This is a genomic window from Luteimonas granuli, assembly GCF_007795095.1.
Lineage (GTDB): Bacteria > Pseudomonadota > Gammaproteobacteria > Xanthomonadales > Xanthomonadaceae > Luteimonas > Luteimonas granuli.
Window position 1 is genome coordinate 2,395,460 of sequence record NZ_CP042218.1, and the last position, 21,873, is coordinate 2,417,332.

The 21,873-nt window shown below is 70.0% G+C and carries 20 protein-coding genes and 1 tRNA gene; 14 read left to right on the forward strand and 7 right to left on the reverse strand.

The window, feature by feature from the left end; translation table 11 throughout:
• The first annotated feature begins 87 nt into the window (after positions 1 to 87).
• The 14 genes from FPZ22_RS11100 (at position 88) to FPZ22_RS11165 (ending at position 12,958) form a co-directional block, all read left to right on the forward strand.
• Positions 88 to 408: a TrbC/VirB2 family protein gene (locus FPZ22_RS11100; RefSeq protein ID WP_144892985.1), complete on the forward strand. Its 321-nt coding sequence runs from the start codon at positions 88 to 90 to the stop codon at positions 406 to 408.
• On the forward strand, positions 401 to 706 hold the full coding sequence (locus FPZ22_RS11105) for a VirB3 family type IV secretion system protein (protein WP_144892987.1): 306 nt from the start codon (positions 401 to 403) through the stop codon (positions 704 to 706). The genes FPZ22_RS11100 and FPZ22_RS11105 overlap by 8 nt, the downstream gene beginning before the upstream one ends.
• A gap of 17 nt (positions 707 to 723) precedes the next feature.
• Positions 724 to 3,207 (forward strand): VirB4 family type IV secretion/conjugal transfer ATPase, encoded by a 2,484-nt coding sequence (locus tag FPZ22_RS11110; RefSeq protein WP_144894146.1) that lies wholly within the window; start codon positions 724 to 726, stop codon positions 3,205 to 3,207.
• A gap of 42 nt (positions 3,208 to 3,249) precedes the next feature.
• Positions 3,250 to 3,987 carry a hypothetical protein gene (locus tag FPZ22_RS11115; RefSeq protein WP_144892989.1) on the forward strand — a complete coding sequence of 246 codons (738 nt, stop codon included), beginning with the start codon at positions 3,250 to 3,252 and terminating at the stop codon, positions 3,985 to 3,987.
• Positions 3,988 to 3,997: 10 nt separating this feature from the next.
• Positions 3,998 to 5,002: a TrbL/VirB6 family protein gene (locus tag FPZ22_RS11120; protein WP_144892991.1), complete on the forward strand. Its 1,005-nt coding sequence runs from the start codon at positions 3,998 to 4,000 to the stop codon at positions 5,000 to 5,002.
• Between the two features lie 236 nt (positions 5,003 to 5,238).
• Entirely contained in the window at positions 5,239 to 7,143 is a 1,905-nt protein-coding gene (thrS, locus tag FPZ22_RS11125; protein WP_144892993.1) for a threonine--tRNA ligase, read from the forward strand.
• Positions 7,144 to 7,235: 92 nt separating this feature from the next.
• Positions 7,236 to 7,757 (forward strand): translation initiation factor IF-3, encoded by a 522-nt coding sequence (infC, locus tag FPZ22_RS11130; protein WP_210412750.1) that lies wholly within the window; start codon positions 7,236 to 7,238, stop codon positions 7,755 to 7,757.
• A gap of 271 nt (positions 7,758 to 8,028) precedes the next feature.
• Positions 8,029 to 8,226, forward strand: a complete 198-nt coding sequence (gene rpmI, locus FPZ22_RS11135) for a 50S ribosomal protein L35 (protein WP_055249161.1) — start codon at positions 8,029 to 8,031, stop codon at positions 8,224 to 8,226.
• Between the two features lie 13 nt (positions 8,227 to 8,239).
• Positions 8,240 to 8,599, forward strand: coding sequence for a 50S ribosomal protein L20 (gene rplT, locus FPZ22_RS11140; protein ID WP_132985197.1), 360 nt, complete (start codon positions 8,240 to 8,242; stop codon positions 8,597 to 8,599).
• A gap of 148 nt (positions 8,600 to 8,747) precedes the next feature.
• Positions 8,748 to 9,776, forward strand: a complete 1,029-nt coding sequence (pheS, locus tag FPZ22_RS11145) for a phenylalanine--tRNA ligase subunit alpha (RefSeq protein WP_144892996.1) — start codon at positions 8,748 to 8,750, stop codon at positions 9,774 to 9,776.
• Between the two features lie 40 nt (positions 9,777 to 9,816).
• Positions 9,817 to 12,192: a phenylalanine--tRNA ligase subunit beta gene (gene pheT / locus FPZ22_RS11150; protein ID WP_144892998.1), complete on the forward strand. Its 2,376-nt coding sequence runs from the start codon at positions 9,817 to 9,819 to the stop codon at positions 12,190 to 12,192.
• A 9-nt stretch (positions 12,193 to 12,201) separates the two neighbouring features.
• Complete coding sequence (locus tag FPZ22_RS11155) at positions 12,202 to 12,504, forward strand: integration host factor subunit alpha (protein ID WP_144893000.1); 303 nt, start codon at positions 12,202 to 12,204, stop codon at positions 12,502 to 12,504.
• On the forward strand, positions 12,497 to 12,853 hold the full coding sequence (locus FPZ22_RS11160) for a MerR family transcriptional regulator (RefSeq protein ID WP_144893002.1): 357 nt from the start codon (positions 12,497 to 12,499) through the stop codon (positions 12,851 to 12,853). The genes FPZ22_RS11155 and FPZ22_RS11160 overlap by 8 nt, the downstream gene beginning before the upstream one ends.
• 28 nt (positions 12,854 to 12,881) lie before the next feature.
• Positions 12,882 to 12,958: transfer RNA gene (locus FPZ22_RS11165), tRNA-Pro, on the forward strand.
• Positions 12,959 to 13,048: 90 nt separating this feature from the next.
• Here the strand turns inward: FPZ22_RS11165 and FPZ22_RS11170 are convergent.
• From FPZ22_RS11170 to FPZ22_RS11200, 7 genes are all read right to left on the reverse strand, one after another.
• Positions 13,049 to 14,146, reverse strand: coding sequence for a sensor domain-containing diguanylate cyclase (locus FPZ22_RS11170; protein WP_168198992.1), 1,098 nt, complete (start codon positions 14,144 to 14,146; stop codon positions 13,049 to 13,051).
• A 58-nt stretch (positions 14,147 to 14,204) separates the two neighbouring features.
• The gene (dxs, locus tag FPZ22_RS11175) at positions 14,205 to 16,124 is read right to left on the reverse strand and encodes a 1-deoxy-D-xylulose-5-phosphate synthase (RefSeq protein ID WP_144893006.1); all 1,920 of its coding nucleotides are present in this window, start codon (positions 16,122 to 16,124) and stop codon (positions 14,205 to 14,207) included.
• Positions 16,125 to 16,195: 71 nt separating this feature from the next.
• Positions 16,196 to 17,185, reverse strand: coding sequence for a TrmB family transcriptional regulator (locus FPZ22_RS11180; RefSeq protein WP_144893008.1), 990 nt, complete (start codon positions 17,183 to 17,185; stop codon positions 16,196 to 16,198).
• Between the two features lie 89 nt (positions 17,186 to 17,274).
• Entirely contained in the window at positions 17,275 to 17,892 is a 618-nt protein-coding gene (locus FPZ22_RS11185; RefSeq protein ID WP_425463046.1) for an HNH endonuclease, read from the reverse strand.
• Positions 17,893 to 17,981: 89 nt separating this feature from the next.
• Entirely contained in the window at positions 17,982 to 19,772 is a 1,791-nt protein-coding gene (locus tag FPZ22_RS11190) for an acyl-CoA dehydrogenase C-terminal domain-containing protein (protein WP_144893012.1), read from the reverse strand.
• 37 nt (positions 19,773 to 19,809) lie between these two features.
• Positions 19,810 to 20,286, reverse strand: a complete 477-nt coding sequence (locus FPZ22_RS11195; RefSeq protein ID WP_144893014.1) for an LEA/WHy family protein — start codon at positions 20,284 to 20,286, stop codon at positions 19,810 to 19,812.
• Between the two features lie 59 nt (positions 20,287 to 20,345).
• Complete coding sequence (locus FPZ22_RS11200; RefSeq protein ID WP_246121080.1) at positions 20,346 to 21,824, reverse strand: Ppx/GppA phosphatase family protein; 1,479 nt, start codon at positions 21,822 to 21,824, stop codon at positions 20,346 to 20,348.
• Positions 21,825 to 21,873: the final 49 nt, after the last annotated feature.

Genomic DNA, 21,873 nt, shown 5'->3' on the forward strand with positions numbered 1-21,873 from the left:
GATCCACCCGACGCAAGGACGCACACCCATGGACACCGCCACACCAAGCAGGCCCCGCCACGATGCCTCCCCCGCCGTGCCGCGGGGGTGGCCGCCGCGCCGCTCGCCATCACCCCGCCCGCACTGCTGGCCCAGGCCTTCGGCGGAGCCGATGCCAAGGTCTGCGGCTTCTTCGACAACGTCAACGGCCTGCTCAACATGGCGTCGATCGCCGTGGTGACGATCGCGATCATCTTCGCCGGCTATCAGATCGCGTTCGCCCACAAGCGCATCTCCGACGTCGCGCCGATCCTGGTCGGCGGTCTGTTGATCGGCGCCGCCGCGCAGATCGCCCGCATGCTGCTCGGTCCGGAAGCGGGCGAATGCACGGCCATGCTTGGCGCACTCTCGACGGTGTCCCATGCATAAGGACGCGCTCTTCCGCGGCTGCACGCGGCCGGCCATGTTCCTCGGCGTGCCGTACATGCCGTTCTTCATCGGCGCCGGCGCCTGCCTGCTGCTGGCCGTCTACGTCAATCTGCTGCTGCTGGCGATGATGCCGCCGGTCGTCCTGGCCATGCGCCAGATGGCACGGCGCGACGAGATGGTCTTCCGGCTGCTCGGCCTGCGCTGGCAGGTCCGCGTCCGCGTGCGCAACCGCGTCCTGCGCGACGGCGACTGGTCGTTCGCCCCGCTGGCCGGACGTGGCGCGCGAGGTGCCCGATGATGCCCGCGATGGCTGCGATGGCGGATGCGACGGTGGCGGGTTTCGTGCCTCTGTCCAGTCATGTCGCCAGCGACGTGGTGAAAACCACCGGCGGCGATTACCTGGTCGTCTGGAGCCTGGGCGGCCTTCCCTTCGTCGGTCGCGAGGAGTGGGATCTCGAGCATCGGCACGCGACCTTCAACCGCATGCTGCAGACCCTGCGGGCGCCGGATTTCACCAACGTCGCCTTCTGGACCCACGACATCCGGGAACGGAGACACATCCGCGGCGGCGGGCGACGCTTCGCCGGCAGCTTCAACCAGTCACTGTCGGACGCCTACTTCGCATCGCTGGCGGGGAAGGAGTGTCTCCAGAACGAGCTCTACCTGACCATGATCCATCGACCGGCGGCGACGGGTCGGCGCCTCGGCGAGAGGCCCGTCGACCTCGCGCGGCTGGCGGTCGCCGAACGGCAGGCCATCGGGCGGCTCCACGAGCTGGCGGGCAGCGTCGAAGCGGTGCTCGGCGACTACTCGCCCCGGAGGCTCGGCATGTACGAACGCGACAACGGCGTCGCGTTCTCGGAACCGCTCGAGCTCTATGCCCGGATCCTCAACCGCATCGACGAGCCGGTGCCCGTGCTGGCGGCCCCCATCGCCGGCTATCTCCCGGTCAGCCGCCACACGTTCTCCGCCCGGACCGGTGATTTCGTGATCGAGACGCCGTCCGGCGAACACCACTACGGCGCCATCCTCAGCATCAAGGAGTACACCGACAACACCTGGCCGGGGATCCTCAATGGTCTGAAATACCTTGGCTTCGAATACGTGCTGACCCAGTCCTTCAGTCCGATCGGACGGCAGGACGCACTGCGCGCGCTCGACCGCACCAAGGGCATGATGGTTTCGTCGGGCGACCGGGCCGTCAGCCAGATCGCCGAACTCGACGAGGCCATGGACCAGCTCGCCTCGGGCAACTTCGTCCTCGGCGAGTACCACTTCTCGCTGGCGGTCCATGCGCCGGGACAGGAGGCGCTCGCGCGATACGTCGCCGAGGCGCGCGCCGAGCTGTCCAACGCGGGCTTCGTGTCGGCGAAGGAGGACCTGGCGGTGGCTTCTGCGTTCTACGCGCAGCTGCCCGGCAACTGGCGGTATCGCACCCGGCTGGCGAACCTCAGCTCGCTGAACTTCCTCGGCCTGTCGCCGCTGCACAACTTCGCCGCGGGCAAGCGCAGGCGCAATCCCTGGGGCGAATGCGTGACCACGCTGCAGGCGGGCAATGGCCAGCCCTACCACTTCAACTTCCATGCCACACACCCGGCCGAGGATTCTTCGGGGGAGAAGGCGCTCGGCAACACGCTGGTGATCGGCAAGTCCGGCACCGGCAAGACCGCCCTGGTCAATTTCCTGATCAGCCAGTCGCAGAAGCTGGATCCGGCACCCACCGTGTTCTTCTTCGACAAGGACCGTGGCGCCGAGATCTTCGTGCGTGCCTGCGGCGGAAACTATCTGGCGCTGGAAAATGGTCGACCCACCGGGTTCAATCCACTGCAGTGCGAGCGCACACCGGCCAATGTCCAGTTCCTCGCCGAACTGGTGAAGCTCCTCGCCGGCAAGGAGGTCTGCACCGCGCGCGAGGACGAAGACGTTTTCCGTGCGGTGGAGGGCATCCTCGACACGCCGATGCACCTGCGCAGCATGGCGAACCTTCGCAACAGCCTGCCCAACCTGGGCGACGACGGACTCCATGCCCGCCTGCGCAAGTGGACCGCCGGCAACAGCCTCGGATGGGTCTTCGACAATCCGGAGGATGCCGTCGACCTGTCGCGGGCGAACATCATCGGCTTCGACTACACCGACCTCCTCGACAACGCCGAAGTCCGGGTGCCGGTGGTGCGCTACCTGCTGCACCGGCTCGAGGGCATCATCGACGGCCGGCGCCTCGTGTACGTGATGGACGAGTTCTGGAAGATCCTCGAGGGTGGCGGCGCGCTCAAGGACTTCGCGCGCAACAAGCAGAAGACCATCCGCAAGCAGAACGGACTCGGCATCTTCGCGACCCAGAGCCCGGAAGATGCGTTGGCGAGCGACATCGCCGCGGCGCTGGTGGAGCAGACCGCGACCCTCGTGCTGCTGCCGAATCCGAACGCCAGCCGCGGGGACTACGTCGACGGCCTCCGGCTGACCGAGGCCGAGTACCGCGTGGTGGTGTCACTCGACGAGCGATCGCGCTGCTTCCTGGTCAAACAGGGCCATGCCTCGGCCGTCTGCCGGCTGGACCTGGAGGGGCTGGACGACATGCTGGCGGTGATTTCCGCGTCGACCGACAACATCGGGGTCATGCACCAGGTGATGGCCGAGCGCGCGGCTGTCCTGGGCGTGGCCCCGGACGCGCTCCGTCCGGAGGACTGGCTCGAGCGGTTCCAGGCCCGCCGGAAGGGGCGGCGGTCGGCCAGGGGCGCGGCCGGCACGAACGCCCCCGCGGAGGGCGACGGACCAGCGACCGCCCGGGGCGGCGATTGAGGGAAGGACTGCGCGACAGGCATTCGATCCAGGGAGAGGACCATGGACCACAGGAACATCGGAGGCGCATGGACGCGCCGAGGGCGGATGGCGGGACTGGCACTGGCGCTGTGCGGGGGCGTTGCGGCGGGCCCGGCGTCCGCGCAATGGGCGGTGGTGGATCTGCCGCACACGATGAAGACCGCCCTGGGCTGGGTTGCCCAGTACCAGCAGATGGCCGAGACCTACCAGCGACAGGTGGAGCAGCTCGACACTCTGGACAGGCAGTACGAGCAGGCGCTGGTGACCGGCGAAGCCTATTCCGGCGCCAGCGGGCATCGCGAACGCTTCCAGAGGCGCGACGAAGACGCCGGCCTGGCCGAACGCTGCGGCACCGGGCCGGCCAGGAATCCCGGGGCCGCGGAGCTGCGCGCGAGCTGCGCCTCGATCGTGCGCACGGGGAACCGCCGCTTCAATGCGCTGGTGGCGATGCTCGAGAGCGTCGACGCGCGCGACGGGGAGCTGCGCGCGGCCTATGCCGAGCGCGCCGGCATCCGGCCGGAGGAAGAGGGCAGACTGGCCTCCAACACCAATCGCATCCTGTCCATCCAGGGCCAGCTCCAGAACGACGTGCAGAGCGGCGAACGACTGATGGCCGCGTACGACGCCACCCTGCGCGCGCTGCGCGAAAACCACGTACGTCTGGCCAACGAGGCCCTGGACGGGTCGCCCGGCGCGGCGATCGCCCGGGGCGTGGCGCTGAAGGTCGCGCTCGGGGCCGCACGCGAGCGCGAACGGTAGGCGCGGGGTCGTGGCGATCGAAGCTGCGGCTGGCCTGGGGGTGGCGATCCTGGACCGGGTCCGGGCCCAGTCCCTGCCCGACATGGTGTTCTTCCATGAGATCAACAGCTTCCTGGACGACGAGATCACCGAGTTCGCAGGGAACCTGCTCGGGCGAGTGGTGACTGTCGCGGGCAGCGCCGCGCTGAGCCTGCTCACCCTGTGGATCCTCGTGCAGGGCTGGCGCATCGCCACGGGGCTCTCGCGCGAGCCGATGATGGCCCTGGTGGGCGACGCGCTGAAGGCCGTGCTGGTGATCGGCATCGCCACCGGCGCCGCCGCGGGTTCCGGCTCGACCTACCGCGTCCTGACCGACGGTCTCGGCGAGGCAGTGACCGGAGTCGTGACCGGCCGCGACGACGGCGGTCCGTACCGCGACATCGACCGCGCGCTGGCGCTGATGCAGGTGGCGCTGGAAGTGATCGATTCGATCGACGGCGACGGCGACCTGCTCACCGAACAGCGCAAGGCGCGTGCGATGTGGTTCGCCGGCGCCGGCCTCGGTGGACCGGCCATCATCGCCGCGGGCATGCTGCTGCTGAACAGGATCGCGGTCGCACTGATCGTGGGCCTGGGGCCGCTCTTCATCCTCTGCCTGCTGTTCCGGGCCACGCGCCCGCTGTTCAGCCGGTGGCTGCACTACGGCCTGGGCACACTGTTCTCGCTCGCGGTGCTGACGGTGATGGTGACCCTGGCCATGGACATGGTGATCGCGGTCGGCATGGCCTTCTGGGTGGCCGACTGGTTGACCGGAGCCCCGCAGGAGAGCCTCTCCTCGATGGCGATGCAGCAGGGAGGGCTGGGCCTGATCCTGACCATGCTGGTGGTCAGTGCGCCACCGATGGCGGCGATGTTCTTCAACGGCGTCCTGGGCCAGTTCTCGCCCTACAACGCGGTGGGTGCGGCGACCGGGCGCGATCATGCGCCGCCGCCCGGCTCCGGACTGCCTCCCGGAACGGTGGGGCGGGACGGCTGACCCCGGCCCGCGCCGGCCACGCCGGCCGCCCCGTCCGGGCAGCGGTTTGGGCTAGAATCCGGGCATCCTTCCCGGACCAGGTGGCCCGCGCCAACGCGCCGGCCGAGCGTGCGACATGGACACTACCTTCACCCATTGCTGAGACCCGCCCGCGGCCGATCCGGAAGGCGCCCGCGCGGCGCCTTTTTTCATGCCCAGCCGGGCCGCCGCCCCGCACGATCCAGACACCCATCGCCATGATCACGATCACGCTCCCCGACGGCAGCCGCCGCGAATTCGAAGCCCCCGTCACCGTCATGCAGGTCGCCGAATCCATCGGCCCCGGCCTGGCCAAGGCCACCGTGGCCGGCAAGGTCGATGGCCGCCAGGTCGATGCCTCCGACCTCATCGACCATGACGCCAGCCTGCAGATCCTGACCCCGAAGGACGCGGAGGGCGTGGAGATCATCCGCCATTCCTGCGCCCACCTCGTCGGCCACGCAGTCAAGCAGCTCTACCCCGACGCCAAGATGGTGATCGGCCCGGTGATCGAGGACGGTTTCTACTACGACATCTGGCGCGAGCAGCCGTTCACGCCCGACGACATGGCCGCGATCGAGGCCCGCATGCGCGAGCTGATCGACACCGAGTACGACGTCATCAAGCGCATGACCCCGCGCGACGAGGTCATCGAGACCTTCAGGGCCCGCGGCGAGGACTACAAGCTGCGCCTGATCGAGGACATGGGGCCGGAGGTCACGGCCATGGGCCTGTACCACCATCAGGAATACGTGGACATGTGCCGCGGCCCGCACGTGCCCAACACCCGCTTCCTGAAGGCCTTCAAGCTGCTGCGCACCTCCGGCGCCTACTGGCGCGGCGACGCGAAGAACGAACAGCTGCAGCGCATCTACGGCACGGCGTGGGCGGACTCGAAGCAGCTCAAGGCCTACGTCCAGCGCATCGAGGAGGCCGAGAAGCGCGACCACCGCCGCATCGGCCGGCAGCAGGAGCTGTTCCACCTGCAGGAAGAAGCGCCGGGCCTGGTGTTCTGGCACCCCAAGGGCTGGGCGCTGTGGCAGGTGGTGGAGCAGTACATGCGCGGCGTCTACCGCGGCAGCGGCTACGGCGAGGTGCGCTGCCCCCAGATCCTCGACGTGAGCCTGTGGCAGAAGTCCGGGCACTGGGACAACTACAAGGAGAACATGTTCTTCACCGAGTCCGAGAAGCGGACCTACGCGGTGAAGCCCATGAACTGCCCGGGCCACGTGCAGGTGTTCAACCAGGGCCTGCACAGCTACCGGGACCTGCCGATCCGTTACGGCGAGTTCGGCAGCTGCCACCGCAACGAGCCCTCCGGCGCGCTGCACGGCATCCTGCGCGTGCGCGGCTTCACCCAGGACGACGGCCACGTGTTCTGCACCGAGGGCCAGATCGAGTCCGAGGTCACCGCCTTCCACGCCCAGGCGATGAAGGTCTACGCCGACTTCGGCTTCGGCGAGGTGCAGGTCAAGCTGGCGCTGCGCCCGGAGTCGCGCCTGGGCGACGACGCCACCTGGGACAAGGCCGAGGCGGCGTTGCGCAGTGCGCTGTCCGCAGCCGGCGTGGAATGGCAGGAGCTGCCCGGCGAAGGTGCCTTCTACGGTCCGAAGATCGAGTACCACCTGCGGGACGCCATCGGCCGCACCTGGCAGCTGGGCACGATGCAGGTCGACTTCATGATGCCGGGCCGACTGGGCGCTGAATACGTCGACGAGCACAGCCAGAAGCGCACACCGGTGATGTTGCACCGCGCGATCGTGGGTTCCATGGAGCGCTTCATCGGCATCCTGATCGAGCACCACGCCGGCGCCTTCCCGGCCTGGCTGGCCCCGGTCCAGGCGGTGGTGATGAACATCACCGACGCCCAGGCGGACTGGGTCGCCGCTGTAGGAAAAACCCTTGTGGATCAAGGGTTCAGGGTCGAAACCGATTTGCGGAACGAGAAGATCGGCTATAAGATCCGCGAGCACACGCTGCAGCGCGTGCCGTACCTGCTCGTGGTGGGGGACCGCGAGAAGGAACAGGCTACGGTCGCCGTCCGCACGCGTGGGGGAGAGGATCTGGGTTCGATGCCGCTGGCCGATTTCACGGCGCGGATGCACTCGGAACGGGGTCCCTGAGTATCATGTAGCCCGGTGCCTGCCATGCGGCAGGCGCCGTGGGTCCCGGGGAACGGGACCCGCCAGGAAGTGCCACCCACGGAGATCGCAATATCAGTACCCCGGACAAGCAGAACCGCAGGAACCTCGAAATCCGCGTGCCGCGCGTGCGCGTGATCGGCTCGGACGGCGAAATGGTCGGCGTGCTTTCGCGCGACGAAGCCCTCGCCATGGCCCAGGAGGAAGGACTGGATCTCGTCGAGATCCAGCCAAACGCCGATCCGCCGGTCTGCAAGATCATGGACTTCGGCAAGTTCCGCTTCGAGGCGCAGAAGCGCGCGAACGAGGCCAAGAAGAAGTCCAAGCAGGTCGAGATCAAGGAAGTCAAGTTCCGTCCGGTGACCGACGAGGGCGACTACCAGATCAAGCTGCGCAAGATGCGCGAGTTCCTCGAGGACGGGGACAAGATCAAGGTCAATATCCGCTTCCGCGGCCGCGAGATGAGCCACCAGGAGCTCGGCCGCGGCATGGCCGCGCGCATCGAGGCCGACCTCGGCGAGGACATCGTGATCGAGTCCCGGCCGCGACTGGAAGGCCGCCAGATGGTCATGATGATCGCACCCAGGAAGAAGTGAGGTCGCGCGCCTCCGGCGCCTGACGCAACGCCCCCTTCCCGCGGCGGGAAGGTGCCCGAAGGGCGGCAGGGGGCGGCCTGGCCACGGATTTGCCGCCCGCCCCCTGCTCCGTGCATAATGCGCGGCTCGGTCCGCGTTCCCATTGCGCGGGCCGGTTGGACCCGCCCCGGCTCCCCAGGAGCCCGGGCCATCAGACCGGCAAGGGCAGGACGGAAAGTGTGGCGCAGCCACCGCCCGGGCCAGTAGAAGACGTACCGACAAGGACACAGCAATGCCCAAGATCAAGACGCATCGGGGCGCGGCCAAGCGCTTCCGGAAGACCGCTTCCGGCAAGTACAAGGCTGGCCACGCCAACCGCAGCCACATCCTGACCAAGAAGGCGACGAAGCGTAAGCGCAACCTCCGCCAGACGAACCACATCCCGGCGTGCGACTCCGGTCGTCTCGACCGCATGCTGCCGTATCTCTGAGGAGGACTGAACCATGGCACGAGTCAAGCGTGGCGTTCAGGCGCGCCGTCGTCACAAGAAGGTCCTCAAGCAGGCCAAGGGCTACTACAACGCGCGCCGGAAGGTTTTCCGCGTCGCCAAGCAGGCCGTCACCAAGGCCCTGCAGTACGCCTACATCGGCCGCAAGCAGAAGAAGCGCAACTTCCGCTCGCTGTGGATCACCCGCATCAACGCCGCGGCCCGCATCAACGGCCTGAGCTACAGCCGCTTCATGAACGGCCTGATGAAGGCCGGCATCACCCTCGACCGCAAGGTGCTGGCGGACATCGCCGTGCACGACGCGGCGGGTTTTGCCGCGCTGGCCGAAAAGGCGAAGGGCGCGCTCGCAGCCTGAGTCCGCCCGGCGTCGTCCCCGCCTGGCTGTAGGAGCCGCTATAGCGGCGATTACCCAAGCAGGACGACATCGCCGCGATAGCGGCTCCCACGTGGGGAAGGGCGCAAGTCCTTCCCCATGTTTCGTTTTGGCCCCGGACGATGCCCTGATGACCCAGATCGAACACATCCGCGAGCAGGCGCTCGCCGACATCGCCGCCGCGGCGACGCCCGACGCGGTCGAGGCGCTGCGCGTGTCCCTCCTCGGCAAGAGCGGCAGCGTCACCGCGCAGCTCAAGTCGCTGGGCGCGCTGCCGGCCGATCAGCGCAAGGTCGCCGGGGAGGCGATCAACCGCGCCCGCGACGCGATCGGCGGCGCGCTGGCCGCGCGCAAGGCCGAACTCGACGCCGCCGCCCTCGACGCCCGCCTGGCGTCCGAGACCGTCGACGTCACGCTGCCGGGCCGCAACGGAGACGCCGGCGGCGTGCACCCGGTCAGCCGCACCATCGAGCGCATCGCCGACATCTTCGGCCGCCTGGGCTACGAACTCGCCGACGGTCCGGAGATCGAGGACGACTGGCACAACTTCGAGGCGCTCAACTTCCCGCCGCACCACCCGGCGCGGGCCATGCACGACACCTTCTACGTCGACCCGCCGGGCGAGGGCGGCGCGCGCCGCCTGCTGCGCACCCACACCTCGGGCGTGCAGGTGCGCTACATGCAGGAGCTGCTCGCTTCCGGCGGCCAGCCGCCGCTGCGGATGATCGCGCTCGGCAAGGTCTACCGCTCCGACTCCGACCAGACCCACACGCCGATGTTCCACCAGTGCGAGGGCCTGCTGGTCGACGAGCGCGCCAGCTTCGCCGACCTCAAGGGCACGCTGGCGGAGTTCGTGCGCGCCTTCTTCGGGCGCGACTTCGAGATGCGCTTCCGCCCCAGCTACTTCCCCTTCACCGAGCCCTCGGCCGAAGTCGACATCGCCTGGACCCAGGCCGATGGCAGCACCCGCTGGCTGGAGGTGCTCGGCTGCGGCATGGTGCATCCGAAGGTGCTCGCCAACGTCGGCATCGATCCCGAGCGCTACACCGGCTTCGCCTTCGGCATGGGCGTGGAGCGTTTCGCGATGCTTCGCTACGGCGTGGACGACCTGCGCAGCTTCTTCGACAACGACCTGCGCTTCCTCAGGCAGTTCGTCTGAGGGCCAACCCGGGCCCCGAATCCAGAATCCAGGAATTTCCATGAAATTCAGCGAAAACTGGCTGCGCCAGCATGTTTCCACCGACGCCACGCGCGACCAGCTGGCGGCCACGCTGACCGCCATCGGCCTGGAGGTCGAGGAGGTCACGCCGCTGGGCGAGGCGCTCGATGGCGTGGTGGTGGCGCGCATCGTGTCGGCGGAGAAGCATCCGGAGGCGGACCGCCTGCAGGTCTGCCAGGTCGATGCCGGGGCCGTGGGCATGCTGCAGATCGTGTGCGGCGCGCCCAATGCGCGGCCCGGGCTCGTCGCGCCGCTGGCGACCATCGGCACGAAGGTCGGCGGACTGACGATCAACGCGACGAAGCTGCGCGGCGTCGCGTCCAACGGCATGCTGTGCTCGGCGAAGGAGCTCGGCATCGACGCCGACGCCTCCGGCCTGCTCGAACTGCCCGCCGACGCGCCGGTGGGTGCGCCGCTTGCCGGCTGCCTGGGCCTTCCGGACGCCACCTTCGAGCTGAAGCTCACCCCGAATCGCGCCGACTGCTTCAGCGTGCGCGGCATCGCCCACGACGTCGCCGCGGCCTGCGGCGCCACGGTGGCGGTGCTGGAGGCCGCCCCGGTGGCGGCCGCGGGCGACGCCGCGCTGGAGGTCCGCCTGGATGCCGGCGCCGCCGCGCCGCGCTACCTCGGCCGCGTGATCCAGGACGTCGATGCGACCCGCGCCACGCCGGCGTGGATGGCCGAGCGCCTGCGCCGCAGCGGCATCCGCCCCGTGTCGCTGCTGGTCGATGTCACCCAGTACGTGATGCTCGAGCTCGGCCAGCCGATGCACGCCTACGACCGCGATCTGCTCAAGGGGCCGGTGGGCGTGCGTCGCGCGCGCGCCGGTGAATCCCTGGAACTCCTCGACGGACGCCAGGCGGCGCTCGACGACGACTTCCTGGTCATCACCGATGCCGACCGCCCGGTGGGCCTGGCCGGCCTGATGGGCGGCCTCGACACCCGCGTGACCGGAACGACCCGCAGCGTGTTCCTGGAGGCCGCGCACTTCGCTCCGGCCGCGATCATCGGCCGTGGCCGCCGGCTGGGCCTGCACACCGATGCCGGCCATCGCTTCGAGCGCGGCGTGGACCCGGAGCTGCCGCGCACGGCCATCGAGTACGCCACGCGACTGATCCTGGACCTCGCCGGCGGCACGCCCGGTCCCGTGGTCGAATCCGCGCTGGCGGACGCGCTGCCGCGGCCGGCGACCATCCTCCTGCGCCGTGCGCGGCTTGCCCGCGTCCTGGGCGTGGACGTCCCGGAGGCCGAAGTCGAGCGCATCCTGCGCGCGCTGGGGCTGGGCGTGGAGGCGGCGGCGGACGGATGGACGGTCACCGCGCCGACGCGCCGCTTCGATCTCGCCATCGAGGAGGACCTGATCGAGGAGGTCGCCCGCATCCACGGCTACGACGCCGTGCCGACCACGCTGCCCGGCGGTGCCACTCGCCTGGTCGCGCCCGCCGAAGGGGAGGTGCCCGAACACCACCTGCGCCGCGCGCTGGCCGGCCGCGGCTATCTCGAGGCCATCAACTACGCCTTCGTGGATGCCGCCCTGCTGGAACGCTGGCAGGCCGACGACAAGGTGGTGCCGCTGGCCAACCCGCTGAGCGCCGAGCTGGGCGTCATGCGCCCGCGGCTGCTGCCCGGCCTGGTCGATGCGCTGGCGCGCAACGCCGCGCGCCAGCAGGGTCGCGTGCGGCTGTTCGAGCTCGGCAAGGTCTTCGCCGCGGCCGGAGACGGCCGCGCGCCGCTCGAGACTCCGCGCATCGCCGCGGTCGCCAGCGGCGATGCCTTCGCGGAGCAGTGGGGCATGCCCGCGCGCCGGGTCGACTTCCACGACCTCAAGGGCGATCTCGAAGCCTTGGCGCAGCTTTCCGGCGCGCGCCTGGACTACCGGCCCGCGGCACCGTCCTGGGCCCATCCGGGGCGGGGGGCGGAGGTGCTGAGGGATGGCGAGGTGATCGGTGCGATCGCCGAGCTGCATCCGCGCCTGCAGCAGGCGCTGGACCTGGACCATCCAGTGATCGCGTTCGAAGTCGACCTCGCGCCCCTGCGCCGGCGCGAACTGCCGCGGGCACGGCCCATGTCGAAGTTCCCGTCGGTGCGCCGCGACCTCGCCTTCATCGTCGCCGAGAGCGTGGCCTGGGCCGATCTCGAGGCCACGGCCGTGGCGGCTGCGGGCCCCGCGCTGCGCAGCCTGCGCCTGTTCGACGTCTACGCCGGGAAGGGCGTGGAAACGGGATTCAAGAGTGTCGCCATGGGCTTGATTCTGCAAGACGATTCGCGCACGCTGACCGATCGCGACGTGGATGCGGCGGTGGCCTCGGTCACCGCTGCGATGGCGGCGACGCACGGCGCGGGGATCAGGAGCTAGGGGGCTGGCATGGCGTTGACGAAGGCGGAAATGGCGGAGCGGCTCTACGAAGAGGTCGGCCTGAACAAGCGCGAAGCGAAGGAGTTCGTCGACGCCTTCTTCGACGTGCTGCGCGAAGGCCTGCAGGGCGGTCGCCAGGTCAAGCTTTCCGGCTTCGGCAACTTCGACCTGCGGCGCAAGAACGAGCGCCCGGGCCGCAACCCCAAGACGGGCGAGGAGATTCCGATCTCCGCGCGCACCGTGGTCACCTTCCGTCCCGGCCAGAAGCTGAAGGAGCGCGTCGAGGCGTATGCGGGAGGAAGCCATGCTTGATCCCGGAAGCAACCGCGAACTGCCGCCGATCCCGGCCAAGCGCTACTTCACCATCGGCGAGGTCAGCGAGCTGTGCGACGTCAAGCCGCACGTGCTGCGCTACTGGGAGACGGAATTCCCCAGCCTCAGCCCGGTCAAGCGCCGCGGCAACCGCCGCTACTACCAGCGCCACGACGTGCTGATGATCCGCCAGATCCGCGGCCTGCTGTACGAGCAGGGTTACACCATCGGCGGCGCCCGCCTCCGCCTGGAGGGCGAGGACGCGAAGCAGGAATCGGCGCTCAGCACCCAGATCATCCGCCAGGTGCGGATGGAACTGGAGGAAGTCCTGCAGTTGCTGCGCCGGTAGCATGCGGCCTGGGATATAATTCTCCGACCGGGGTATAGCGCAGCCTGGTAGCGCACTTGTCTGGGGGACAAGTGGTCGTCGGTTCGAATCCGGCTACCCCGACCACTCTTTCGAAGCCCGCTCGATGCGGGCTTCGTGCTTTTCCGCCGCCCTGCTGGCGGACGACGGGCCGCTCGAAGCGCCGCGTGCGAGCGGCTACGCGATCGAGTCGCCCTGAGGCGCGTCGGCAGCGGCAGCGACCACGAGGCGGTTGCGGCCACGCCGCTTGGCTTCGTACAGCGCGTCATCGGCCGCCTGGATCCAGTCCTCGATCCGACCGTGGTCGGGGCGGGCTTCCGCCAGGCCGATGCTCACCGAAAGGGAGAGGCCGGGTGCCTGCTGCAGCTCGATGGCCTGGACCGCGGCACGGTAGGCTTCGGCCAGCCGCGCAGCTTCGGCCATCGTGGTATCGGGAAACACCACGGCGAATTCGTCGCCACCGTAGCGGCCGGCGGCGTCGCCCGGACGCAGCGTCCGCAGGAGCAGCGCGCCCGCTGCACGCAGCAGGGCATCCCCGGCCAGGTGTCCGTGGCCGTCGTTGACCTGTTTGAACCCGTCCACGTCCACCAGGGCCAGTACGGCGGGAGCGGCGTCCGCACGGGCGCGTTCCAGCAACCGGGCCGCCTCCCGCTCCCAGTGTCCGCGCAGCGCGAGTCCGGTGACCACGTCGGTCTGCGCGAGCCGGCCGAGCGCCTCGTTCTTCAGGATCAGCTTGCGCAGCAGCTGCACGCGCTGGAGGCTGACCATCATCGTGTGCACCAGGAGCATCGGCAGGCTGGCCAGGATCACCGGGATGCTGCTGGCGGGTTCGAAGACGAAGCCGGCGGCGAGGCCTGCGACAAGCAGTGCGGCCAGCGCCGGGAGCACGCTGCGCCGGAGCAGCCCCGGCACGTCGCTGTTGATCTTGTCGGCGGCGGGCAGCGCCAGCAGCAGCACGCTGGGCAACAGGTTGAAGTGCAGCAACGGGACCCACGCGGCGGCCAGCACCGAATCGAAGACCAGGTTGCGCTGCTCGGCCTCGAAGGGTGAGCCGCTGCGCCGGGCAAGCCACCAGGCGATGTGGGGCCACGCGAATCCCGTGGCCAGGCAGAACGCCCAGCGCAGCGGGCCGGCACCCTGTTCGACCAGCACTGCGGCGATCGCCAGCGCGCCGAAGGCCATGCCGGCCGTGCGGTAGCGCCAGATGACCCGGGGAAGTGCGTCGCGGGTATGCGCTGAAGCGAATGCACCCTTCCCCGGTGCCGTCGGGGCCATTCCGTCCGCCCCTCCCCCGGGCTGCTGCATGCGTTCCCCCGCGGTCCGGATGTCCGGTTCAGCCGGCGGCGGCGTTGCGTGGGGCGGCCGCAAGCGGCTGCGCCAGTGCCGGCCAGCGCGCCAGCACCGAGGCGCGGATCCCCGCAGCGTCGATGCCGGCCTCGGCCAGCAGGTCCTCGCGGCTGGCGTGGTGCTGGAAGGCGTCGGGCAGGCCCAGATGGAGCACCGGCAGCAGCACCCCCTCGGCGGCCAGCAGTTCCGACACGCCCGAGCCGGCGCCGCCCATGACCACGTTGTCCTCGATGGTCACGAAGCCCTCGTGCGTGCGCGCCAGCTCCAGCACCAGGTCGCGGTCGAGCGGCTTCACGAAGCGCATGTTGACCAGGGTCAGGCCGAGTTCCTCGGCCACGGCCGCGGCGGCCGGCACGGTGGCGCCGAAGGCCAGCAGCGCGATGCGCGCGCCTTCGCGCCGGAGTTGAGCCTTGCCGATCGGCAGCGTTTCCAGGCCCGGATCGATCGCGACGCCGGGTCCGCTGCCGCGCGGGTAGCGCACCGCGGCCGGACCCTGGAACCTGAAGCCGGTGGACAGCATCTGCCGGCACTCGTTCTCGTCGGCTGGCGCCATGACCACCATGTTCGGTACGCAGCGCAGGTAGCTGAGGTCGAGGTTGCCGGCATGGGTGGCGCCGTCGGGGCCGACCACGCCGCCTCGGTCGATCGCGAAGAGCACGTCCAGGTTCTGGATCGCCACGTCATGCACCAGCTGGTCATAGCCGCGCTGGAGGAAAGTGGAATAGATCGCCACCACCGGCTTCGCGCCCTCGCAGGCCATGCCGGCGGCCAGCGTCACCGCGTGCTGCTCGGCGATGGCCACGTCGAAGTAGCGCTCCGGATACTCCTGGCTGAAACGGACCAGGCCGGAGCCCTCGCGCATGGCCGGGGTGATGCCCATCAGCTTCGGCTCGGACGCGGCCATGTCGCACAGCCAGTCGCCGAAGATGTCGGTGTAGGTCGGTTTCTTCGCCGCGCCCGGCTTTGCCACCACGCCCTGGTCGGGGTCGAAGGGCGAGACGGCGTGGTAGCCGATCTGGTCGCCCTCGGCGCGCTCGTAACCCTTGCCCTTGGTGGTGATGAGGTGCAGCAGCTGCGGCCCCTTCATCCCGCGCAGCAGTTTCAGCGCCGAGACCAGGGCCTTCATGTCGTGGCCGTCGATCGGGCCGGTGTAGTGGAAGCCCATTTCCTCGAACAGCGTGGACGGCAGCAGCATGCCCTTCCAATGCTCCTCCCAGCGGCGCACGAAGCGCGCCGGGGGCTTGTTCCTGTCGCCCAGGAGCTTCTTGCCGCCTTCGCGCAGGGCATTGAGCGTATGGCTGCCGGTGGCGCGGCCGAGCATCCGGGTGAGTCCGCCGACGTTCTCGCTGATCGACATCCGGTTGTCGTTGAGGATCACCAGCAGGTTGGGCTCGGGCTCCATGCCGCCGGCGTGGTTGAGCGCCTCGTAGGCCATGCCCGCGGTCATGGCACCGTCGCCGATCACCGCCACCACCTGGCGATCGTTGCCGCCGCGGGCGTTGGCGATGGCCATGCCCAGCGCGGCGGAGATGCTGGTCGAGGAGTGGCCGACGCCGAAGGTGTCGTACTCGCTCTCCTCGCGCTTGGGGAATGGCGCCACGCCGTCCTTCTGCTTGACCGTGTGGATGGTGTCGCGGCGGCCGGTGAGGATCTTGTGCGGATAGGCCTGGTGGCCGACGTCCCAGACGATGCGGTCGCGCGGGGTGTCGTACAGGTAGTGCAGGGCGGTGGTCAGTTCGACCACCCCGAGGCCGGCGCCGAAGTGGCCGCCGCTGCGGCCCACGGATTCGATCAGGTAGGCGCGCAGTTCGTCGGCGATGGCGGGCAGTTCCGCCTCGTCGAACTCGCGCAGGCGGGCCGGATTGTCGATGCGCGCAAGGCGCGGATGGCGCGTGGAGTCGATCATGCGCGCATTGTAGGCCGCCCCGGCGTACTGCGGCGCATGTAAGCACGCCGGCGGGCGGGAGCGCGCCCCGTTCAGCGATTTCGCAGGCGCCCCAGCAGGCCCCGCGCCTTCGCGGGTTCCTCCGGCGTGGACGGCGTCTCGGGAACGGGTTCGGCGAACCCGGTGGCGAGGTTGGCATTGATGAAGTCGGCGACGTCGGCCTCCGGTACGCCGCTGGCGGCGGCGATTTCGCCGACCGTGGCCGGGCCCTTCATCATCTGGGTGGCAATGCGGAAGTGGCGCGGATATTCGCGTTCGGTCTGCGGCCACTTGTGGAGCTGGAAGCGGTCATCGGGTTCGAAGCCGGGCAGCAGTTCGCCGCCCCCGGCCAGCAGGCCGCCGAACCAGCGCAGGCGCGAGAGCGGCTGTGCGGGTCCGGCCTCCGCCGCCTCGCGGGCCCAGGCCGTGGCGTCCAGGGGCTCGAAGTCGGACGCCTCGACGGCGCCTTCGAAACAGGCCGCGAGCGACTTCAGCGTGGCCGGACCGTGCCAGCTCTCGGCGCCGGTGTCGATGAGCAGGGTCGGAGCGCCGCCACGGGCGTAGCGGACCTGGCCGTGCAGCACGCCGGGTTCCAGCCACGCGGCGAGCGTGCGCTCGGTGACCGCGGGCGGCGCCGGCTCGGGTTCGGGCAGGGGCTCGGCGGGCGCGTCGATGCCGGCATCCTCGACCGTCGCGGTTTCCTGCTGCGGCGTGTCGTCCGCCTGCAGTGTGACGCCGGCATCGCGCGCGATGCCGGTCAGCAGCTCGACCAACTGTCCGGTATCGAACGGGCGCCCCAGCCTGTAGTCGGTCTGGGCGCGCGATGCGGAAGTCAGGCCGATGACCTGGCGCCCGGCCGCGTGCAGCCGCAGCCAGCTCATCGGGCCGTACATGCTGTCCATGTCGACCACGACATGGACGGCATCGGCATCGGGCACCAGCGACCAGCGCCCGCCGAGACGCGCGTTGGCATCGGCGAACGTGGCCTTGAAGGCGGCTTCGGTAGCGGGATCCATGCCGGTCAGGCCGAGGGTCAACGACATCTGCGGTATTCCCCGACGGTGTGAACCCGTCGAGTGTCAGGGAGTGGGCCACGGCCGTCAACGCGCTCCGCCGTCGGCGGCCCCCGGCGTCAGTGCCGGCGCCGCTTCGGCAGCTGGCTGGACAGGAAGGCCATCTGGTCGGCCAGGATGTTCCGGTTGGAGAGGATCAGGTGCTCGATCCAGCTCGGGCGGTAGGGCACCGCGAGCAGCGGCATGGACGCCTGTGCCGGTGTCCGGCCGCCCTTGCGCGAGTTGCAGGCGAAGCAGGCGGCGACCACGTTTTCCCAGGTGTCGACTCCGCCGCGCGACACCGGATGCACGTGATCGCGGGTCAGATGCTGGCGCGGAAACGATTCTCCGCAGTACATGCACAGGTGCTGGTCGCGCGCGAACAGGGCGCTGTTGGTCAGCGCCGGCGTGGGGTCGACGGCGCGCGAGCGCGCATGGCCGCGCGCGGCCACGATCGGATGCAGTTCGACCAGGCTGCGCGCGCCGGTAGCGCGGCTGGTGCCGCCGCGAACGGCCAGGCAGGGTTCGCCGAGGGTCCATGCCACCGCGTCGCGCACGTAGAGGCAGGTGGCTTCCTGCCAGCTCATCCAGTCGAGCGCGCGACCATGGGCGTCGAGTGCCAGCAGGCGCACTCGACCCAGCGCCGGAACCCCCGTCCCGGCCACCTGCCGGGGTGCCGGTCGTGCCTGGGGTTCCATGCCGCTGACGAGGCGAAGCCGCGCTCTGTCGGGTTCCATGGGAACAGCAGTTTATACGCTCCAGGCGACAGCGTGGGTAGCCCGTCGGCTCAGCCGTCGAAGTGCCCGGCCTCGAGCGCCATCAGCGGCGTGGCGCCGGCGCGGATCGCCGCGGCGTGGGCGAGTGTGCGCGGCAGGATCCTCGCGAAGTAGAAGCGGGCGGTCTCGCGCTTGGCCTCCCTGAAGGCGGCGGACCGCCCGGACGCGCGTGCGGCCACGCTGGCTCGGAGCCACCAGTAGGCGAGCACCACATAGCCGGAATAGAAGAGGTAGTCGAACGCAGCCGCACCGAGCTCGTCAGGGTTCGAGGCCGCGCTGCCGAGGACGCCCCTCGTCAGCTCCGACCATTCCGTGCACTTCGCGCGCAGCGTGGCGACGTCGGCGGCGATGTGGGAATCGCTTTCGTTCGCGGCGCAGAACGCCTCCACCTCGGCGAGGAACAGCTTCAGGCCGGCCGCCTGGGAGGTCGCGGTCTTGCGCCCCATCAGGTCCATCGCCTGGATGCCGGTCGTACCCTCGTACAGCGTGGTGATGCGGGCGTCGCGAGCCAGCTGCTCCATGCCGTGTTCGACGATGTAGCCGTGGCCGCCGAAGCATTGCAGCGCGTTGTACGTGTTCTCGATGCCCCACTCGGTCTGGCAGGCCTTGGAAATCGGCGTCAGGAAGCTGACCAGGGTCTCGGCGCGCTCGCGTTCGTCAGGGTCATGCGCATGCACGACGACGTCGAGCAGGCTGCCGGCGTGCAGGGCCAGCATGCGGCTGCCCTCGGTCAGCGCCTTGATCGACAGCAGCATGCGCCGCACGTCGGGGTGGACGATGATCGGGTCGGCCGGTTTCTCCGGAAACTTCGGGCCGGTCAGCGACCGCGACTGCAGGCGCTCGCGCGCGTAGCGCAGCGCGTTCTGGTACGCACGCTCGGACAGGCCGATGCCCTGCAGGCCGACGCCCAGACGCGCGGAGTTCATCATGGTGAACATCGCCCGCAGTCCGCCGTGCGCCTTGCCGACCAGCCAGCCTTCGGCGCCGTCGAAGTTCATCACGCAGGTGGCCGATCCCTTGATGCCCATCTTGTGCTCGATCGAGCCGCAGCGCACCGCGTTGCGCTCGCCCACGGTACCGTCGCGTGCGACCTTGAACTTCGGCACGACGAACAGCGAGATCCCCTTCGCGCCCGGCGGCGCGTCGGGCAGCCTGGCCAGCACCAGGTGGATGATGTTGTCGGTGAAGTCGTGCTCGCCGGCGGTGATGAAGATCTTGGTGCCGGTGATCGCGTAGTCGCCCTCGCCGCGCGGTTCTGCGCGCGTGCGCAGCAGGCCGAGGTCGGTGCCGCAGTGCGGTTCGGTCAGGCACATGGTCCCGGTCCAGCGGCCCTCGAGCAGGGGCCGGAGGAAGACTTCGCGCTGCCAGTCCTCGCCGTGCTGGCGCAGGGCCTCGACCGCGCCGTGCGAGAGCAGGGGGAAGTTGCCCCAGGCGAGGTTGGCGCCGTTGATCATCTCGCTCACCGCAGTGCCGACGGCGTGCGGCAGGCCCTGCCCGCCGTATTCGGGCGCCGCGGTGAGGCCGGGCCATCCGGCCTCGACGTACTGCGCATAGGCCGCCTTGAACCCCGTGGGCGTGGAGACGTCGCCCGTGGTGGGGTCGTGGCGGCAGCCCTGCTGGTCGCCCACGGAGTTCAGCGGCGCGAGTACGCCGGAAGTGAAGCGTGCGGCCTCCTCCAGCACGGCGTCGACCACCTCGGGGCTGGCGTCGCCGAACCCGAGGCGTGCGAACTGCGACGGCGCGTCGAGCACGTCGTCGAGGACGAAGCGGATGTCGTCGAGCGGTGCGGTGTACTGGCTCATGTGCGGGCGGGTCCTGTATGGGGGCGTCGGGCGCGCGTCAGCGCAGCACGCCGGGAAGGCCGGGAGCGGGGCTGAGGGCGCTGCTGCGCTTCACCTTCCAGGTGCGCGCCGCGCCCTTGTCGGCCGGGGCCGCCTCGATGCTGCCCTCGAACCCGTAGTCGACGCGGCGGCCGGCGGCGAGCGCGTCGGCAAGCAACATCCGCGCGTTCGCGGCCGGCTCCATCGCGACCGCGATCACGTCGGCCGTTTCGGGTCCGATCTCCAGGTCCGGGCGATGCTGCAGCGTGCCCGCAGGCTGTCCGCCGACGGTGAGCTCGAGGGTCACCGCGTCGAAGCGCATCGGAATGCTGCTGTAGTTCTGCAGGCGCAGGTCGACCGACCAGCTGCCGTCGGCCTGCACGGTGAGCTGCTGGATGCTTGCCGCAGGCTGCGAGATCCTGCGCACCGGGCCGCCGGAGCAGGCTGCTAGAAGGGCTGCGAGCGGAAGCGCGAGGAAGAGGATTCGACGACCCATGGATGGCTCCGGGTTGGGTTGCGCCGAGCATACCACCGGCTCGATACGGTGGCGGATGGTCAGGGGTCGAGCTGCAGCCTGACCCCCAGCGCCGCGGTTTCCGCCGGCTCGCCGGCGAGGTCGGCCTGCAGCAGCGGGCGTTCGTCCAGCCAACGGGCAGGCAGGGACAGCAGCAGCGTGTCGTCGCTGGCGCGGATCCCGAGGCCGGGGATGGCGGGGTCGTCGTGGCCGCGATGCAGGAGCACCGCGAGCCGCAGCAGGCCCGACAGCCTCCGCGCCGCCGGCAGCAGGCGGTCGGGCAGGGCCTCGAACACGTTCCGCGGCACCTTGCGCCGGTGCGCGCGCACCAGGGCAGCGAGGAACTGCTGTTCCTGGCGGGAGAAGCCGGCGATGTCGGAGTGGGCGAGGACGTAGGCGCCGTGCAGCTGGTACTGGCTGTGGGCGATGGTCAGTCCGAGTTCGTGCAGGCGCGCGGCCCAGGACAGCATCATCCGGTCGTCCGGCGTCAGCTGCCAGGCCGCCGCCACCTGGTCGAACAGCGCCAACGCGCTGGACTCCACGCGCAGGGCCTGGGCGCGATCGATGCCGTAGCGCTGGACCAGCGCGTCCACCGAAGCCTCGCGCGGGTCCTGGTCGCCGGCACGACCGACCATGTCGTACAGCACTCCCTCCCGCAGCGCGGCCTTGCTGACCACCATCCGCTGCAGCTCCAGGCTGGTGAAGGCGGCTTCCAGCACCAGCAGTCCGCCGGCGATGATCGGCCGGCGCTCGTCGGACAGCCCCGGCAGGCGGATGTCGTCGATGTGGCCGGCGCGCAACAGTTCGTCGCGCACGAACGGCAGCGCTTCGGCGGTGACCGCGCCCTTGGTCAGCTTCATGGCCGCGCAGATCTCGCCGATCGCCTTGTTGGTGCCGGAGGCCCCGATGGCCTCCTGCCAGCCCAGGCTGCGGTAGGTGGCGGCGAACTGCTGGAACTCCACCGAGGCTTCGATGAGCGCGTCGCGCCATCGCTTTCGCGACAGCCGGCCGTTGCCGAAGAAACGCAGGGTGGTCGCCACCGCGCCGAGCTGCATGCTCTCGCGCTCGAGGGTCTCGAAGCCGCGGCCGATGATGCATTCGGTCGATCCGCCGCCGATGTCGATCACCAGGCGGCGATGGCCGGGCCTGGGCGGCTGCGCGTGGGCCACGCCGAGGTAGACCAGGCGCGCCTCCTCGCGTCCCGACACCACCTCGATGGCATGGCCGAGCGCCGTTTCGGCCGGCATCAGGAAGGCCTGCGGCGCATGCAGCCGGCGCACGGTGTTGGTGGCCACCGCGCGGACGCGGTGCGGCGGGATGTCGCGGATGCGCTGGCCGAAGCGGGACAGGCAGGCCAGCGCCCGCTGGCGGACGTCCGGCAGCAGTCCGCCGCGCCCGTCCAGGCCTTCGGCCATGCGCACGGTCTCGCGCAGGCGGTCGACGACGCGCAGCTGGCCCAGGGTGTAGCGGGCCACGACCATGTGGTAGCTGTTCGAGCCGAGGTCGATCGCGGCCAGCATGTCGCCGTCGACCAGCGGCTGGCTCTGCGACGCGGCAGGCGCGGACAAG